Origin of the sequence: Paenibacillus sp. FSL R5-0713, assembly GCF_037973325.1 — a bacterium.
In the GTDB taxonomy this organism is placed as follows: domain Bacteria; phylum Bacillota; class Bacilli; order Paenibacillales; family Paenibacillaceae; genus Paenibacillus.
This window is the reverse complement of the sequence record NZ_CP150229.1, coordinates 3,841,006-3,858,464: the sequence shown is the minus strand read 5'-3', so window position 1 is coordinate 3,858,464 and position 17,459 is coordinate 3,841,006. Positions and strand designations below refer to the sequence as shown.

Annotated in this window: 14 protein-coding genes; 11 read left to right on the top strand and 3 right to left on the bottom strand. The window is 47.4% G+C overall.

The features are described from left to right. The first annotated feature begins 24 nt into the window (after nucleotides 1–24). From MKZ12_RS17065 to MKZ12_RS17055, 3 genes are all read left to right on the top strand, one after another. Complete coding sequence (locus MKZ12_RS17065) at nucleotides 25–2,550, top strand: molybdopterin cofactor-binding domain-containing protein (RefSeq protein WP_339255725.1); 2,526 nt, start codon at nucleotides 25–27, stop codon at nucleotides 2,548–2,550. Continuing rightward, on the top strand, nucleotides 2,547–3,065 hold the full coding sequence (locus tag MKZ12_RS17060; protein WP_339255723.1) for a (2Fe-2S)-binding protein: 519 nt from the start codon (nucleotides 2,547–2,549) through the stop codon (nucleotides 3,063–3,065). The genes MKZ12_RS17065 and MKZ12_RS17060 overlap by 4 nt, the downstream gene beginning before the upstream one ends. A gap of 382 nt (nucleotides 3,066–3,447) precedes the next feature. Further along, nucleotides 3,448–6,027, top strand: coding sequence for a X2-like carbohydrate binding domain-containing protein (locus MKZ12_RS17055; protein WP_339255721.1), 2,580 nt, complete (start codon nucleotides 3,448–3,450; stop codon nucleotides 6,025–6,027). Nucleotides 6,028–6,160: 133 nt separating this feature from the next. On the opposite strand, the gene MKZ12_RS17050 is transcribed toward MKZ12_RS17055, so the two are convergent. Further along, complete coding sequence (locus MKZ12_RS17050; protein WP_339255719.1) at nucleotides 6,161–6,751, bottom strand: YitT family protein; 591 nt, start codon at nucleotides 6,749–6,751, stop codon at nucleotides 6,161–6,163. 131 nt (nucleotides 6,752–6,882) lie between these two features. Here MKZ12_RS17050 and MKZ12_RS17045 point away from each other — a divergent pair, with 131 nt between their 5' ends. From MKZ12_RS17045 to MKZ12_RS17020, 6 genes are all read left to right on the top strand, one after another. After that, the gene (locus MKZ12_RS17045) at nucleotides 6,883–7,401 is read left to right on the top strand and encodes a GNAT family N-acetyltransferase (RefSeq protein ID WP_339255718.1); all 519 of its coding nucleotides are present in this window, start codon (nucleotides 6,883–6,885) and stop codon (nucleotides 7,399–7,401) included. Between the two features lie 693 nt (nucleotides 7,402–8,094). Beyond that, nucleotides 8,095–9,177 (top strand): class II fructose-bisphosphatase, encoded by a 1,083-nt coding sequence (glpX, locus tag MKZ12_RS17040; protein WP_339255716.1) that lies wholly within the window; start codon nucleotides 8,095–8,097, stop codon nucleotides 9,175–9,177. Between the two features lie 280 nt (nucleotides 9,178–9,457). Continuing rightward, a complete protein-coding gene (locus tag MKZ12_RS17035) occupies nucleotides 9,458–10,507 on the top strand; it encodes a LacI family DNA-binding transcriptional regulator (RefSeq protein WP_339255714.1) in 1,050 nt (349 codons plus the stop codon). 55 nt (nucleotides 10,508–10,562) lie between these two features. Further along, complete coding sequence (locus MKZ12_RS17030; protein ID WP_339234277.1) at nucleotides 10,563–11,735, top strand: Gfo/Idh/MocA family oxidoreductase; 1,173 nt, start codon at nucleotides 10,563–10,565, stop codon at nucleotides 11,733–11,735. A gap of 79 nt (nucleotides 11,736–11,814) precedes the next feature. After that, complete coding sequence (locus MKZ12_RS17025; RefSeq protein WP_339255712.1) at nucleotides 11,815–12,540, top strand: ThuA domain-containing protein; 726 nt, start codon at nucleotides 11,815–11,817, stop codon at nucleotides 12,538–12,540. A 96-nt stretch (nucleotides 12,541–12,636) separates the two neighbouring features. After that, nucleotides 12,637–13,743, top strand: coding sequence for a Gfo/Idh/MocA family oxidoreductase (locus tag MKZ12_RS17020; protein WP_339255710.1), 1,107 nt, complete (start codon nucleotides 12,637–12,639; stop codon nucleotides 13,741–13,743). Nucleotides 13,744–13,910: 167 nt separating this feature from the next. Here the strand turns inward: MKZ12_RS17020 and MKZ12_RS17015 are convergent, their stop codons facing one another. Next, nucleotides 13,911–14,729, bottom strand: coding sequence for a radical SAM protein (locus tag MKZ12_RS17015; protein WP_339234271.1), 819 nt, complete (start codon nucleotides 14,727–14,729; stop codon nucleotides 13,911–13,913). Further along, nucleotides 14,726–15,310, bottom strand: a complete 585-nt coding sequence (locus tag MKZ12_RS17010; RefSeq protein ID WP_339255707.1) for a bifunctional transcriptional activator/DNA repair enzyme AdaA — start codon at nucleotides 15,308–15,310, stop codon at nucleotides 14,726–14,728. Before MKZ12_RS17010 ends, MKZ12_RS17015 begins: the two co-directional genes overlap by 4 nt. 381 nt (nucleotides 15,311–15,691) lie before the next feature. On the opposite strand from MKZ12_RS17010, the gene MKZ12_RS17005 reads away from it, so the two are divergent. Both MKZ12_RS17005 and MKZ12_RS17000 read left to right on the top strand, forming a co-directional pair. Next, nucleotides 15,692–16,672 (top strand): Gfo/Idh/MocA family oxidoreductase, encoded by a 981-nt coding sequence (locus tag MKZ12_RS17005; RefSeq protein ID WP_339255705.1) that lies wholly within the window; start codon nucleotides 15,692–15,694, stop codon nucleotides 16,670–16,672. Nucleotides 16,673–16,702: 30 nt separating this feature from the next. Next, nucleotides 16,703–17,437 carry an SAM-dependent methyltransferase gene (locus tag MKZ12_RS17000; protein ID WP_339255703.1) on the top strand — a complete coding sequence of 245 codons (735 nt, stop codon included), beginning with the start codon at nucleotides 16,703–16,705 and terminating at the stop codon, nucleotides 17,435–17,437. The last annotated feature ends 22 nt before the right edge of the window (nucleotides 17,438–17,459 follow it).

Here is a 17,459-nt window from a genome sequence, read left to right as displayed (position 1 = left end):
GATCAAGCAAAGGGGGAGAGGATTATGCTGCTGAATCGGAAACAGAGCGGGAAACGCTGGCACCTGCGGCCAGATGGGGCACCCAAAGTAACAGGTCAGCTTCAATATCTGACGGATATGACGCTGCCTGACATGATTCATGGCAGAGTATTGCGAAGCGAATATCCTTATGCTCGCATATTGTCTATAGATACTTCGGAAGCTGAGGCGCTGGAAGGTGTCTATGCGGTTCTGACCTCTAAAGATGTGCCTGGTCTGAATCGTTTTGGCATAGCAACCCCGGATCAGCCCGTGTTCTGCGAGGATATTGTCCGTTATGTTGGGGATGCCATTGCAGCGGTTGCTGCGGATTCCCCGGAACGTGCGGCACTTGCGCTGGATGCGATTCGTGTAGAGTATGAGGAGCTCACGCCGCTGAATAGCACAGACGCTGCGTTGGCTCCCGGTGCACCAGAGCTGCATGAGCATGGTCCAGGTAATGTGCTGCATCGGACGGAGATCAAACGTGGAGACGCCGAGCAAGCCTTTGGCACATGTGATCATATCGTGACAGAGACCTATTATACGCCACGCCAGATGCATGCGTACATGGAGACAGAAGGTGGCTTGTTTGTCCCGGATGAAGAGGGAAGGCTGAATGTATACGCGGCAACGCAACATGGCTATAAAGACCGGATGCAGCTTGCACGCATTATTGGCTGTCCTGAAGAAGATATTCGCGTGGTGTCTTCACCGATTGGTGGTTCATTTGGCGGAAAAGATGAACTCAACGTACAGCCTTATGGTGCACTGCTGGCCTTGAGATGCGGACGTCCTGTGAAAATGCATAATTCACGTAAAGAATCCGTGCGTGCAGGGCTAAAACGGCACCCCATGAAGATTGAAATGCAGACCGGTATGAGTCGAGAAGGTATCATACAAGCTCATCGTGTCCGTATTACAGCAGATACGGGAGCGTATGCCACACTGGGTGCACCCGTGCTGAACTTCTGTACCGAACATTGCCTTGGACCATACGCCATTCCGAATGTGGATGTGGAAGGTGTGTCTGTGTATACGAATAATGGATTGTCGGGTGAGTTTCGCGGATTTGGCGGGAACCAGGCGATTTTTGCCATGGAAGGCCAGATGGATCGGCTTGCAGAAATCATGAACATGGACCCTTGGGAGTTCCGCAGACGCAATATGAGGGAAAAGAATGATCCCGGACCGCTGAATCAACGCATTTTGGTCACGGATGGACTGTCCCAAGTATGGGAGGCATTGGATCGCTCCGAACTGTGGCAAAAACATCAGCATCCCCCGACAGATCCTACTTTGCCACCATGGATCAAGCGTGGTGTCGGAGCAGCAATTGCCATGCATGGTGCAGGGCTCGGTTATGGCATTCCAGATCCTGCGGGCGGTCGCTTGTCCCTGAATAATGAAGGCAAGATTGAGGTGGCATTCAGCTACGAGGAATTCGGTCAGGGGCTCGTTGCAACGCTGGAAATTATGTTATGTGATCTATTCCAATGCAGTACATCGGATCTCAGTATTATCATTGGAGATACGGATCGTGTGCCACACAGCGGATCAAGTACAGCTTCACGTTCAACAACGATGGCCTGGATGGCTCTTCAACGCTTGCAGTCTCCATTTCGTTCCCGTGTTCTCGCTGTTGCGTCTGAAATCTCAGGCATTCCGGCAGATGAACTGGTAACAGGACCGGGGGGGATATGGCGCAAAGGTCAGCTTCCTGCCGAAAGTTCAGAAGTAGAAACAGATGTGCAAGGGACAGGAAAGAGCGAGAAGAAAGTAGCATTGGCGCTGGAAGGCATAATTCAAACGTCTGAAGAAGCAGAAAAACTAGAGAAGGCTGAAAGAATTGAAGTGGCTGAGATCGTTGCTGGAGGGAATGAAGGTGATCAAATTGCTGAAAGTTATTTAGGTGCATCTCAATACCTGGCGAAAGAGGGAGTTTCATCAGGCTTCGTGATCTCGTATGCTGAACTCGCGACGCAGGGCGAAGCCGATGAATGGATTTTTGATACAAAGTTTGATTATCCAACTACGCCGGACAATGTGGTAGGCGGGCATTATTTGTATACGTATGCGGCGGTTGCGGCAGAGGTGGAAGTCAATACGTTGACTGGAGAAACCAAGCTGCTCGATACACGTCATGTTGTAGCGGCAGGTCCAGTTATCAACCCTATGGGCTATATTGGACAGATTGAAGGCGGCAGTGTCATGGCGCTGGGATTCACGTTGACCGAGGATGCGGTCATGCAGGACAGCCGTTATGTAACCACGAACCTTGACACGTATATGATCCCAACCATTCAGGATATTCATACCCAACTGGAGGTTGAAGCTATTGAAGACTTACCCGAAGGTGATGTGTTTGGACCGAGGGGGATCGGTGAGATTGGTTCCGTAGCGCTTGCGCCAGCCATTACTGCCGCAATACATCAGGCGACAGGTGTATGGGTTAACCGTCTTCCTGTACCGAGGGAACAACTGGTCAGACCTTTAAATGTACCTTTGCAGGAAGGAGTGAGCCCATCATGAATAAGCCACTTGAGAATCACTGGACAGCCATTGTGAATGGTGAACATAAACATCTGGAGATTGCGCAAACGACCCGACTTGTCGATGTGCTTCGGACTCATTTGCAACTGACGGGTACCAAAGTATCTTGCGAAGTTGGTCGCTGCGGCTCATGTATGGTTCTGATGGATGGAGAGCCGGTGAATTCCTGTCTTGTCATGGCTTATCAATGTGAAGGCAGTGACATTGTGACCATTGAAGGTCTGCATGGCGAGGAGAAAGGCACCCTGCATCCGATTCAACAAGCTTTTGTGGAGGAAGGAGGCTTCCAGTGCGGCTACTGTACTCCGGGCATGGTGATCTCAACCAAGGCATTACTGGATGCACATCCAGAGCCATCTCAAGAACAGATTGAGTCGGGGTTGTGCGGGAATCTGTGTCGTTGTACCGGCTATGGTGGCATTATTCGGGCGGTACGTAAGGCAGGGGAACGCTGTGCGATAAAGGAGACATCTGCCGAGGAAACCGTTAGTTGAGTTGGTGCAAGGACGTATGCGTAGGCATAAAAACAAAAACAAGGAGAATTGAAGAATCATTCTTTAGAAAAGCATTCGATCCAGGAATGCTTTTTTTGTTTTTGTTTTTTTAGGTGTTCTGCCAAGTACAATCATATAATGGGAGATGAGGTGTACGCCCGATTCTGGTTAGATAATAAACCGTTTTCGATTGTCATCAATATTGGTGAAATAATAGGGATATGGCATTCAAAGTGCTGGTACAAAGGAATTTCAAATGTTTACTTTAACCATATATTTACAAATATTGATGGGCGTGATATGTTTAAAATGAAAGCGCCATCATGAATGGGTTCATTGACATTTCATTATTATATTTTACATGGGAAGGAAGATGGAATGGATGAAAAATTTGCTCAAAAAGGCAACCGCAATGATGCTGGCATTGGCCCTGCTGCTTGGATTAATGACAGCGCCCGTTCATGCAGACACCCCACTGTTCACCATCGAAAGCGAAGATGCGCAGCTCACCCCGGATCTTCAAGTGGTCACTTCGATCTATGGACAACCCAAGCCCGGATTCTCAGGGGCTGGCTTTGTCTGGATGCAGAACTCTGGCACATTAACGTTCACCGTTACTGTCCCGGAAACCGGCATGTACGCAATCTCCACACGATATATGCAGGAGCTCAGTGCGGATGGAAGGTCTCAAAATCTAATCGTAAATGGTGTTACAAAAGGTGCGTACATGCTGCCGTACACGACTACATGGTCAGACTTCGATTTTGGCTTTCACAAGCTGAACCAGGGTAGCAATACGATTGAGCTGAAGGCTGGCTGGGGCTTCGCGTATTTTGATACTTTTACCGTGGATTATGCGGATCTGGACCCCCTGAATGTACAGCCTATTCTAAGTGATCCTGAGGCCACACCGGAAACGCAGATTTTGATGAACTATTTAACGGAGGTATATGGTAACCATATTATTTCTGGACAGCAAGAAATCTACGGAGGAGGGAATGACGGAGATTCAGAACTTGAATTCGAATGGATTCATGATCTGACCGGAAAGTATCCGGCTATTCGCGGCTTTGATCTGATGAATTACAATCCGCTGTATGGTTGGGAGGACGGTACAACCGATCGCATGATTGATTGGGTGAATAATCGTGAAGGTATTGCAACAGCTTCCTGGCATATCAATGTACCCCGCAATTTCAATACGTATGAACTAGGGGACTTTGTTGATTGGAAAGAAGCAACGTATAAGCCAACCGAAACGAATTTTAATACAGCGAATGCGGTCATTCCTGGTACCAAAGAGTATCAATACGTGATGATGACCATTGAGGATCTGGCAGAACAACTGCTGATTTTGCAGGACAACAACGTGCCGGTTTTGTTCCGTCCGTATCATGAAGCGGAGGGCAACGGCGGACTGAACGGGGAAGGCGCATGGTTCTGGTGGGCTTCAGCAGGCGCAGACGTGTACAAAGAGCTGTGGGATATGCTCTATACCGAACTTACGGAGACGTATGGCTTGCACAATCTGATCTGGACGTACAACAGCTATGTATATAGTACTTCTCCGGCCTGGTATCCGGGTGATGATCAGGTGGATCTCGTCGGATACGACAAATACAATACGATCTACAACCGTGATGACGGTTTGTCGGGCGTGCCCAATGAGGATGCGATTACCTCGATTTTCTATAAGCTTGTTGAGTTGACAGGTGGTACGAAAATGGTAGCGATGACGGAGAATGACACGATTCCAAGCGTGAAAAATCTGACAGAGGAGAAATCAGGATGGCTGTACTTCTGTCCTTGGTATGGCGAGCATCTGATGAGTTCTGCATTTAATTACCCGGCAACACTGAAAACGCTTTATCAAAGTGATTATGTCATTACGTTGGATGAGCTGCCGAGTTTAAAGGTTAACAATCCCAACCCCAGCGCATCCATTACACCTGCAAACGTCGAATTTGATAAATATGCACCCAATCAAGCTGACAAAGCCGTAACGGTAAATGCAAATGGTCATACGCTAACCGCTCTTCGGGCCGGCAACCATGTGTTGACCGTAAATACGGACTATACCCTGAGCGGAAGTACGCTGCTGCTGAAAAAAGCTTATCTGGCAACACTACCCGTTGGCGAGCATTCGATTGTTCTGGATTTTAATCAAGGCCAGGACCCTGTGTTAAAAGTCAAAATCGTGGATTCAACACCGAGTACCGATGCTGTGATTTCACCTGTGAATGCAACATTCGATAAAGCGACGAATTACGCGCAAGATATGAATGTGTCTCTCACCTTGAATGGCCGTCAGCTTACAAGCATCACGAAGGGGAATGTGACGCTTGTAGCGGGTCAGGATTATACGGCATCCGGCGCTGCAGTTGTGTTGAACAAATCCTATCTTGCCACGCTGCCGCTGGGCCAAAACGTATTGACCTTTCACTTCAATGGAGGAAATAACGCTGTATTAACAGTGAACGTAGTAGACAGTACAGTTACTGTGCCTGCCGGAGATATGACGATTCAAGCGTTTAACGGCAATACAAGTGCATCCACCAACGGAATATCACCCAAATTCAAATTGATCAACTCTGGTGATTCGGCCATTCCGTTGAGTGAGGTCAAACTTCGGTATTACTATACGATTGACGGGGAAGAAGCTCAGACGTTCTGGTCGGATTGGGCCAGTATGGGCAGTGCGAATGTAACCAGCCAATTCGTTAAACTGGAGACGCCAGTTGCCGGGGCGGATTATTATCTTGAAGTGGGCTTTACAAGTGCAGCGGGAACATTGAATGCAGGGCAGAGCGCAGAGGTTCAAGCTCGCTTCTCCAAAAACAATTGGTCGAATTACACTCAGACTAATGATTACTCGTTCAAGGCCTCCGGTAGTCAGTTTGCAAACCATGATAAGGTTACCGGGTATGTGAATGGTCAGCTGGTATGGGGAATTGAGCCGTAAGGAAGAGAGAACATTGAGGGGCTGGATCAGGGAGTTAACCTCTGATCCAGCCTTTTATGATGTAGACGGTGTACATTCGTTAGAAGGAATGTTCTTTTTAAAGCTCAGTACGTGACAATGTATACCTATCTGTTCATATGCGATCTATGATCTTATTCGTATGGCCCATGATGAACTGAAGAAGCAGACCTGCGCAACATACAGTTAATAACGTACCAAGCCCGATCGGTCCGCCAAAAAGGAATGCCAGCATCAAAAATACAAAGTAAATCAATGTTCTCGATACAAATAAGGGCGTTCGCGTGATTTCGTGCAGAATTAAGGTTAAGCGGTCAATTGGAATGGGTGCGAAATTGGTCTGTAAATAGATGGCCGTGCCGATACTTATGATCACTAATCCAATGACAAAAGTCATCAGTTTGCTGTACCAAACTTCGGGCGTGATTAAAGATTCAGATACATATAGCCATAGATCAATCCCCACACCAGTAATGAATGCGGTGACGAGCCCCAGAAACTCGGGTTTTTGCTGCTTCAAAAGCGAATTGCATCCAATTAATAGGAACGCAATGATGACCTCCCAGCTTCCTACACTTAGCCCTACATGTTGGGAAAGCCCCACCAGAAGTGCATCAAACGGTGAGGTGCCCAGTTCAGATTGGATGGTAAGGGAAATGCCAAGTGTCAAGATGAGAATACCTGCGACAAAAATGACATATTTCAATTCATTCAACCTCTTTTTGAGATTTTTTTGTTGCAAATACAACAAAAATAAGATAAATTCAATGTAATCCTTTTTTATTGCATTTGCAACAAATGATTCATGATTAACTTGTTAAAGGAATGTGAACCTAAATGACGATTCGTATAGACATATGTACCATTGAACATGTATGTGAACTGCAGGAGATTAGTTATGAGACGTTTAATGAAACGTTTGAAGCGCAAAATTCATCCGAAAATATAAATGCTTATCTGGAAAAGGCGTTTAATCGGGAACAATTAGAAACGGAACTGTCCATGGCGGATTCGCAATTTCTTTTTATTTATATCAACCATGAACTTGCAGGGTATATGAAAGTAAATATCAATGATGCGCAATCTGAGAAGATGGGCGTTGAATCCCTTGAGATTGAGCGGGTATATATCAGAAAAGAGTTCCAAAAGCATGGCCTTGGTAAAGTATTGCTCCATAAAGCCATAGAGATGGCAACAGAACATCACAAAACGAGTATCTGGTTAGGGGTGTGGGAGAAAAACGAAAATGCCATCGCCTTTTATGAAAAGATGGGGTTTGTACAGACTGGAGCTCATGCTTTTTACATGGGAGATGATGAACAAATTGATTTGATAATGACCAAAACGATACTGTAACTGGTTCATTGAGGGGAAAGCTTGGGAGAAAAAATGCTAATTAAGCAGAATTCTTTCGGGCTTTTTTATGTTTTGCCAGAACCGTTGAATAATAAAATGTAGAAATGGACGAGAAACATTTCATAATAAATATTATGTAAACTTATTATTTTCGATGACCATTATAAGCTGCATCTATGGCATTAGTAAAAGTTAAAGTCCTGATTAATACATAATTGGCAGTATTGTTTAGCTCAATATCCCTCAAGGGAGCAGGCTGGTCTCAAGGTATGTTATTACAATGTATTAGTTTATTTCTGCGTTTGGACAGCCAGTTGAAAATCGTTTTCGTTTGTCGTCTAATAGATCGTGTTACGTTCTTAATAATCACTATGTTAGTTGTACATACACTATGTTAAAAGAACTTCTTGCGCATGAAAAGGGCGTGCTAATTCATCATGTTAAACTATTTGGTTTTAGACGCGGAAAATGGAAAATAAAATTAATATTTTAAGTGAAAATCAGGCGAATAAGGCTCTTGAAACGAGCCAAAAAAAGGACTGAAATCATTCAAAATATTAATTGGATAAATAAGGGATAAATCGTTCGAAAGGCGCTGCTGCGCCGATTACAGATCAATTTCATATAGATTTGCGATGGATTTAGTGGCGCTTTCACGATATGCTTTTGGAAATTGGAAAGGAAGTGGGAAAAATGGAACGCGAACTGGCGTTGGAAATTGTCAGAGTAACAGAATTGGCTGCGTTAGCTTCAGCACCCTGGATGGGACGAGGTGACAAGAACAGTGCAGATGAAGCGGCTACTTTGGCCATGCGCGCCATGTTCGATTCCGTGTCTATTCGCGGCACGGTGGTAATCGGTGAAGGAGAAATGGATGAAGCACCCATGTTGTACATCGGCGAGGAAGTGGGCAACGCTGAGGGGCCTGAGGTTGACGTGGCTGTAGACCCGCTCGAAGGTACAGAAATCGTGGCCAAAGGACTAAACAACGCTCTATCGGTTATTGCAGTGGCGGGAAAAGGTAACCTGCTCCACGCACCGGACATGTATATGGAGAAATTGGCGGTAGGACCTGCACTTGTAGGCAAGGTCAGCATTGAAGATCCGGTTGAAGTCACACTGGAGAAAGCCGCTACCGCATTGAACAAAAACATCTCGGATCTAACGGTGATGATTCTGGATCGTGTGCGCCATGAGAGCACAATTAAAACCCTGCGCAAGGTAGGCGTGCGGATCAAGTTCCTCAGTGACGGTGATGTGGCGGGTGCAATGGCACCGGCCTTCCCGGAGGCAGGCATTGATCTGTATGTCGGTTCTGGAGGAGCGCCAGAAGGAGTGCTGGCAGCCGCAGCGTTATCTTGCCTTGGGGGCGAGATTCAAGGTCGCCTGATGCCTGCCAACGCCGACGAATTCCAGCGCTGCCTGCAGATGGGGATTGATAATCCATACAAAGTGTTAACGATGCAGGATATGATCGGTACGGAGGACGTCATTTTTGCCGCAACGGGAGTGACGCCAGGTGAGATTCTGGGAGGGGTACGGTATCTTGCAGATGATCGCGCCGAGACGGATTCGATTGTCATGCGTGCCAAAACCAAAACCATTCGTTTTATTCGTTCCCAACACTTCTTACCTAACAAAGAAGTGCTGCACAAGGTAAGACAGCTCCAATCCACGCCAGAACCATCGGACCGCATTCCGAATCTTGTGAAAACGATGGAGCAGGCTGAGTTTAGTCAATCCTCCGTTGATCATGGCGTTACAACCACGTTGTGAGCTGGACTCTCCATAATTGAACAAATAGGATCAACTGAAATCGTTGTATTGAGTGTTGATAAGTAACTTGAACCCCTAAGATTACAGGTGCTTGAATCATTGAAAGTACCATCTCTGGTAAGATAATAATGAGGGCTTGGATTAATCCACAGCCCTCATTATTTTTTGTGTTAAAAGCATTGACAACGGTTACATGGCATGAGAAAATGTACGCGCGTACATAAATATTTATTTTTAACCATTATATGATTTAATGATGAGCTAGAAAGGGTTGAAATTCATGGCATCTCGTAAAGAAGTGGCTGATCTTGCGGGTGTTTCCGAGGCAACGGTCTCCCGGGTGCTTAATGGGGTAGGTCCTATTAAAGAAGAGACACGCCGCAAGGTTCTTGAAGCTTCCGAACAGTTAGGCTATGTGCCCAGCGCTCTTGCTCGCAGTTTTGCCAGAAGTAAAAGCGGGAACCTTGGCGTGGTATTACCTTATGTTCCGAAGGCGCATCTGTTCTCGGCGTATTTTTTCTCGGAAATGCTGAGTGGGATTGGAAGCAAAGCCAGAGACCATGGCATGGATCTGCTGGTTATGTTCCGGACACCCGGTGAAGTAATGAATTATACGGATCTGTTCCGGCGTCAGAAAGTGGACGCTTGCATTATCCTTGGTGCCAGAGATGATCATGAAGAACTGGCAGCCATGCAGCAACTTCACCAAGAAGGACACCCGTTCTGTGTCATGAATCAGCATTTTGAGGGCCAATCATTCACGGAAGTGGATGCGGATCATGTGGAAGGAAGCAGGCTTGCCATACGACATCTTACGGATCAGGGGTATCGCAAAATCGCTTTTCTCAATGGTCCAGACAGCTATTCCAACAGCCAGGAACGAATGGAAGGTGTCCGTCTTGGTCTGCAAGAAGCAGGTATGGAACTGGACCCGAGTCTGTTGCTTGAGGGGAATTATAGCAGACGAAGCGGCATTGATGCAGCAGCGATTGTAGCAGATCGGCTACATGAGATTGATGCTGTATTTGCGGCCAATGACCGGATGGCCATTGGGGTGATGCATGGTTTGCGTGTGCGGGGAATAGGGCCTGCGGATTTCCCGGCATTTGTGGGTTATGACGACTCCGATGCCGCCGAGATGGCGGTTCCGCCGCTGAGCAGCGTCAGGGTTCCATTTTTTGAAATGGGTGAACTTGCAGCATCGAAGCTTATGCATGGCTCTGTTGGTGACACACATAATGCGAATAACTCTGTTGTAGCGGTAACCGAATCAGCGAGAGCGTTGTTGCCTACCGAACTGATCATCCGTGCTTCTTCTATCCGTCAATAGTTTATTGGTACACATATGGAAAAAAAATTTTATTATTCCAAAGGAGGAAATGACCATGTCAAATCGTCTTCGTGTCGGAATGGTTGGATACAAATTTATGGGGAAGGCCCACAGTAATGCCTATCGCAGTCTGCCGATGTTTTTCCCGTCTGCTCCGCTGCAGCCTGAGATGTCTGTGATCTGTGGACGTAACGAGCAGGGAGTGCAGGAGGCAGCGAATCAGTTCGGCTGGTCCGAAAGTGTAACGGATTGGCGCGAACTGGTGAAGCGGGATGATATCGATCTGATTGATATTAACGCGCCAAGTGATGCCCATAAGGAAATTGCGTTGGAAGCAGCCCGTCAGGGCAAGCACCTTTTTTGTGAGAAACCACTTGCTCTGTCCCTCGCGGATTCGCGTGAGATGCTTCAGGCCGCAGAGGAGGCCGGAGTCGCTCATATGGTCGGGTTCAACTATCGTTTCTCACCAGCAGTGCAATTAGCGAAGGATCTGGTGGAGAGCGGACGACTGGGCAAAATCTATCATTTCCGTGCGTTTTTCCTTCAGGACTGGATCATGGACCCTTCGTTCCCGCTGGTATGGCGTTTGCAAAAAGAAGTGGCTGGCTCCGGTTCCCATGGGGATCTGGGTGCACACTTAATCGATCTGGCTCGTTTCCTCGTTGGTGAATTCCAGGAAGTTATCGGTATGAGCGAAACATTTATCAAAGAACGACCACTTGCAGCCGAGATGACCGGACTGAGTGCAAAAGGTAGTTCGAATGCGGATGCACCCAAAGGAGAAGTGACCGTTGACGACGCGACGCTGTTCCTGGCACGATTCGCAGGAGGTGCATTGGGCAGCTTTGAAGCAACACGCTTTGCAGCGGGACATCGCAGTACGAACTCGTTTGAGATTAACGGCAGTCTCGGCAGTGTACGCTTTGATTTTGAAAGGATGAATGAACTGGAAGTGTATTTTACCAAGGATGAAGAGGACGTACAGGGATTCCGCCGTGTACTGGCAACTGATCCTGCACACAAATATGCCGAGGCCTGGTGGCCTGCCGGACATACGATTGGATTCGAGCACACGTTCACACATGAGATGCTGGAGCTGGTGACAGCGATCTCTGAAGGACGACAACCATCACCGAGTTTCCACGATGGGGTCGCTTGTCAGGCTGTACTGGAAGCGGTGGAACGTTCGGTGACGGAGCGGCGCTGGGTGACGCTTGAAGAAATGTAAGCAAAGATGGACAGCGAGACAGTGACGTCAGGATTAGAGTAGAACACAACTAATACATCCGAAAGCGAGTGATAAAACGATGAGTAAAGCACTGATTGTATGGGGCGGCTGGGATGGTCATGAACCGGAGCAAGTAGCAGCGATTTTTGAGCGCATTTTGAAGGAAGAGCAGTTCGAGGTTGAAGTCTCGAATACGTTGGAGTCTTATGCAGATGCAGAGAAGTTGCTGGGTCTGGATCTGATCGTCCCATTGTGGACGATGGGGCAGATTGAGCAGGAACTGGTCAATAACGTATCAGCGGCTGTTCAGAGCGGTGTGGGCTTGGCTGGTCTTCACGGCGGGATGTGTGATGCCTTCCGAAATAACGTGGACTGGCAGTTTATGACGGGTGGACAATGGGTTGCCCATCCAGGTAACGATGGTGTGGAATACATGGTGAACATGAAGCGTGGCTCCAGCCCGTTATTGGATCATATCGAAGATTTTCAGGTGAAAAGTGAACAGTATTACCTGCACGTAGACCCGGCCGTGGAAGTGTTGGCCACAACTCGTTTTCCAGTGGTAAGTGGTCCGCATGCAGCGAATGGACCGGTAGATATGCCTGTTGTCTGGACGAAACGATGGGGAGCAGGACGGGTATTTTACAACTCACTGGGACACCATGCAGACATTGTAGACATGAAACCTGTGACTGAAATGATGCGCAGTGGTTTCAAATGGACAGCAGCAGGCAAAGAGCTTGCCAAGAGTCGAGTAAGTACAGCAACCGAAGTGTATACAGGTATGGCGGACAACCAGAACTAATGAGATCGTAGTTTGATTGCAAACGTAACTTCAGTGTCAACAATTCATCCTCAATGGATAAACCATTTCTGATCCACGGCGAAGGGAGCCCCAGGCATGAAAACAATGAAAGTAGGCATTATTGGCTGCGGTAAAATCAGCGGTATATATATGGAAAACTGTCACCGGTTCGAGGTGCTGGAACTTGTTGCTGTTGCGGATATTGATCGGAAACGTGCAGAGGAGCAGGCTGCAGCCTATAACGTGCCAAACGTATACAGCGTGGATGAAATCTTGGCTGATCCCGAGATTGAGCTGATCATCAACCTGACGATTCCTTCTGTTCATGCGGATGTATGCTTGCGGGCACTCGAATCAGGCAAACATGTCTATGTGGAGAAACCGCTCGCAGTTACCCGTGAGGAAGGTCAGGCTGTGCTCGAAACAGCGAAGCGTAAAGGACTGCTCGTGGGCTGCGCACCAGAGACGTTCTTTGGATCAGGCATCCAGACTTCACTTCAATTGGTGGAGGAAGGAGTGATCGGCAAGCCAGTGGCGGCGACGGCATTTATGATGAGCCGTGGTCATGAGCACTGGCACCCAGATCCGGAGTTTTATTATGCGTCAGGCGGTGGGCCAATGTTCGACATGGGTCCGTACTACCTCACGGCATTGGTTCAACTGATGGGGCCGATCAAGTCCATTGCGGGCATGACAGGTAAAGCCATGGAAGAACGCACGATTACGAGTGAGAAAAAAAGAGGTCAGGTGGTTCCCGTTGAAATTCCGACTCACGTTACGGGTCTGTTGCAGTTTGAGCAGGGTGCCATTGGCACGCTGATTACGAGCTTTGACGTATTTGGCGGAAGTGCACTGCCACCGATCGAGATATATGGCACGCACGGTACTTTGCAGGTACCTGATCCCAACACCTTCGGCGGTCCTGTTCGTTACCGCTTGCTGGGTGAACAGGAATGGACGGAAGTTCCGCTTCTACCAGGGTATCAGGAAAATACTCGCGGCATTGGTGTGGCAGATATGGCCTATGCAGCTCATAGCGGACGCGCACATCGGGCGAGCGGGGAACTGGCGTACCATGTTCTTGAGGCCATGTGGGCATTCCACGATTCATCCGACGAACAGACTTTCTACCAGATGAAAAGCTCGTGTCAGCGCCCGGCTGCATTGCCAGCGGATCTGCCATTGTATACATTGGATAAGTAAGATAGCCATTATTGTTTATGTCATAACGAATAGCCCCTTTTCCTGCAAATCAGGAAAGGGGCTATTTTTTATTAAATCCAAGAAATCTGGGGATAACTGGGATCGGAAGGTTGTTCTGTCATCGGAGTGTCCAGTGTAAATATTCTTTGGACAACTTATATAGTCATTTACGGCTCGAATCCAGCCTGACTGATCCAGATTTCATCCTCGGCAAAATAGTCTTTCATCCGCTCAACGACGATCTGATACGCATCTGGATGATACCAGTCCGCCATCCCCACTTGCTGGTAGAGCGACTCCATGCCGAGTCGCCGGGTGCGCTTGCCCTCACTGCCATCGCCCATGAAATAATCGTCAATGCATACACGCTGAACGAGAGGTCTCAAGATGGCTGCAAAATCCTCACTGCTGGGTAATACGGGAGCAATCGCAACCTGTGTGGGTATTCCGGCATCCCGCAACTGTTCCAATGCACGTAATCGGCCTGCAATCGGTGGAGCAGAAGGACTGAAATGTTTGCGCATATCGTCCAAATCCGTCTCGACAGTCATACTGACCCGAACCCGGTCTCCTAACTGTAGTAAGAGATCTATATCCCGGGTAACGAGGGGACTGCGGGTTTGGACCAATACAAAATCGGGCGGATACTGTACCATCGTTTCAAGTAATGAACGCGTGATACATTCCTTGTATTCGGCGGGTTGATACGGGTCTGTACTGGATGACATGAACAGCGTGACTTTGCCTTTCGCCAGGGCACGCTGCAATTCTTTGGCGAACACTCGGGAGGCCTCCTGTTTCACATCAACCCAGCTCCCCCAATCCTCTTTGCGAAATAGAGAGACTGGCATCTGTCTGACATAACAATAGGAACAACCGAAGGCACAGCCTGTGTAAGGATTCAACGTATGTGTATATCCATTAAGGAAACCTGTTCCTTTGTTCAGTAACGTTTTGGGTACTTTGTAAGAAAGGTTGGTTTTCATGAGTTGTCATACCTTTCGCGGTAATGTGCAGGTGTAAGACCTGTGTGTTTGCGAAATACAGTAATGAAATAAGCCGAGTTAGGTATACCGACCTGGCGTCCAATATCCGTGACGGTTAGTCTGGTATGTTCAAGCAACTTCCGGGCTTCGGTCACTCGTTTATCCTGAATATATTGAACCGGTGTGCGGCCTGTAATCCGCTTGAATACACGATGCAGATGATAAGGGCTGCCGTGACTCACGGTGGCAAGGACATCCAGGGTTAGCGGTTCGGCGTAATGATGTTCAATGTAATCGGTGATCCCATATATCCACTCCTGATCAGGTACCCGCTCCCCTGTAGGTTTGCAACGTTTGCAGGGCCTGAACTTTCGTGCCAACGCTTCTTCAACACGTTGAAATATCAGCACATTTTCAGCTTTGGGTGCTCTGGACTTACAGGAAGGGCGGCAGAAAATGCCTGTTGTCTGCACACCGTAAAAGAACGTTCCATCATAAGAATTATCGTTGTGGATGATGGCACGCCAGTATTTTTCATCTATCGATTTGGGCAGTATGCGATCTTGATCCGGACTTTCCATGGTGATCACCTCATCTCTAATTATACCCCTGATTCCAAGGGATTGACGAAGTTTCAGCTTAAAAAGCAAGATATCAATACCGGGATACCGTACCTTTCTTCAATCTGAATGAAATATGAGCTACAATATACAAGATGGTATAAAAGGTTATATAGGTTCAACTAAACTTTCTACACGAGAACGGAGAGGACGGAAATAACGTGAAGAAGCGAAGCGTTCGCCTTTATCCCCGGATTTTCCCTTTGAAGAAGGGAATTAAAAAAAATCTGGGGATAACAGCGATCGGAAGGTTATTCTGTCATCGGAGTGGTAAGTGTAGATACTTTAGTTGGATTCATATAGAACTCAAATGAAATTTATAGATGAAAGAGGTAGGTAGGCATGGTTCGTTTTGGCGTAGTGGGTACCAACTGGATTTCAGAAAGGCTTCTGGAAGCCGCAGCACAGGTTGAGGGATTCAAATTAACCGCCGTGTATTCAAGAACTGAAGATAAGGCTAATGCATTTGCAGATAAATATAATGTTGAGCATCGCTTCACCGATCTGGAAGAGTTGGCGGCAAGTGATGTGATCGATGCAGTCTACATTGCAACACCGAATACGGTTCATGCAGAGCAGGCTGAACTTTTTCTGAGAAATGGCAAACATGTATTGTGCGAGAAACCTCTGGCTGCAAATAGCGCCGAAGTTCGGAGTATGATCGATACAGCACAAGAACATCAGGTTCTGCTTATGGAAGCGATGAAATCTACTCTTGTTCCCCAGTTCAAAATGGTGCAGGAAAACCTGCATAAAATCGGTCCTGTCCGCAAATACGTAGCAGGATACTCTCAGTATTCTTCGCGTTACGACAAGTACAAAGAAGGGATTGTCCTGAACGCGTTCAAGCCTGAACTCGCCAATGGTGCGTTAATGGATCTCGGTGTATATTGTCTCTATCCGTTGATTACATTGTTTGGTGCACCTAACCGTGTCCAGTCCCAAGCGATGATGCTGGAATCTGGCGTGGATGGACAAGGGAGTGTGCTTCTGGATTATAATGGGATGGATGCGGTCGTTACCTATTCCAAAATCTCCAACTCTCATGTACCAAGCGAAATCATGGGGGAACTGGGAAGCATCATCATTGACAAGATTGGTTCACCAGAACATGCAGAGATACGATACAATGACGGTACGGTGGAGCAACTCACAGTCGAACAAAACCATCCGGCGATGTATTATGAAGTGGAGGAGTTCGTGAATCTGGTTCAGGAAGGCCAGATGGAGTCCAGTATGAACACGTATGAACGCTCTTATGTTACGATGCAGGTCATGGATCAGATTCGGAAGCAGATTGGGCTTGTGTTCCCTAACGATTGATTCCAAAACAAGAAAGGTAGCTGAGACGAGATGAGCAGAGATGAGCAGAAGAACAGCAGAGAAGATAATCGTGCCAATGATTCTGGTAGTTTGGAATTGTCACAGATTGTCTTTATAGGAAGAACCTTCGAGGAATATATGAAAATGTTCAACTTAACGGTAGAGGAGATTACTGGCAAGTCGATTCTGGATTGTCCCGGCGGAGCATGTTCGTTCAGCAGTCAGGCGCGCAAGTTGGGTGCAGACCCCATAGCTGTAGATATTGCCTACGACTACGGGATCGACGAGCTTGAAGTAAAGGGATATCAGGATATTGAGCATACGATGAAACAGATGGAACCCGTGCAAAACATATATGTGTGGGATCAATTTGGATCAATCCAGGGGTTAAAGGAAGAGCGAACTCGTGCCATCACAGATTGCATCGCAGATATGAGAATGTTCCCTGACCGTTATGTGGCGTCTGCGCTCCCGGATCTTCCTTTTGCCGATGAACAATTCGATCTGACGTTATCCGCTCATTTCCTGTTTACGTATGCGGATCGATTGCATGTTGATTTTCATGTTGCAACCGTAATGGAGCTGCTGCGTGTGAGCAAACGAGAGGTTCGCATTTTCCCAACAGTGGATCTGTCTGGCGAACGTTACAAGCACATGGATGAATTAAAATTAATACTCGAACAGCGTGGATACGCCGTTTCCGAAGAACCAACGTCATATGAGTTTCAACGGAATGCTCACACCATGCTTCACATTGTTAAATAGAATTGAACAAGATAGGAGGTTT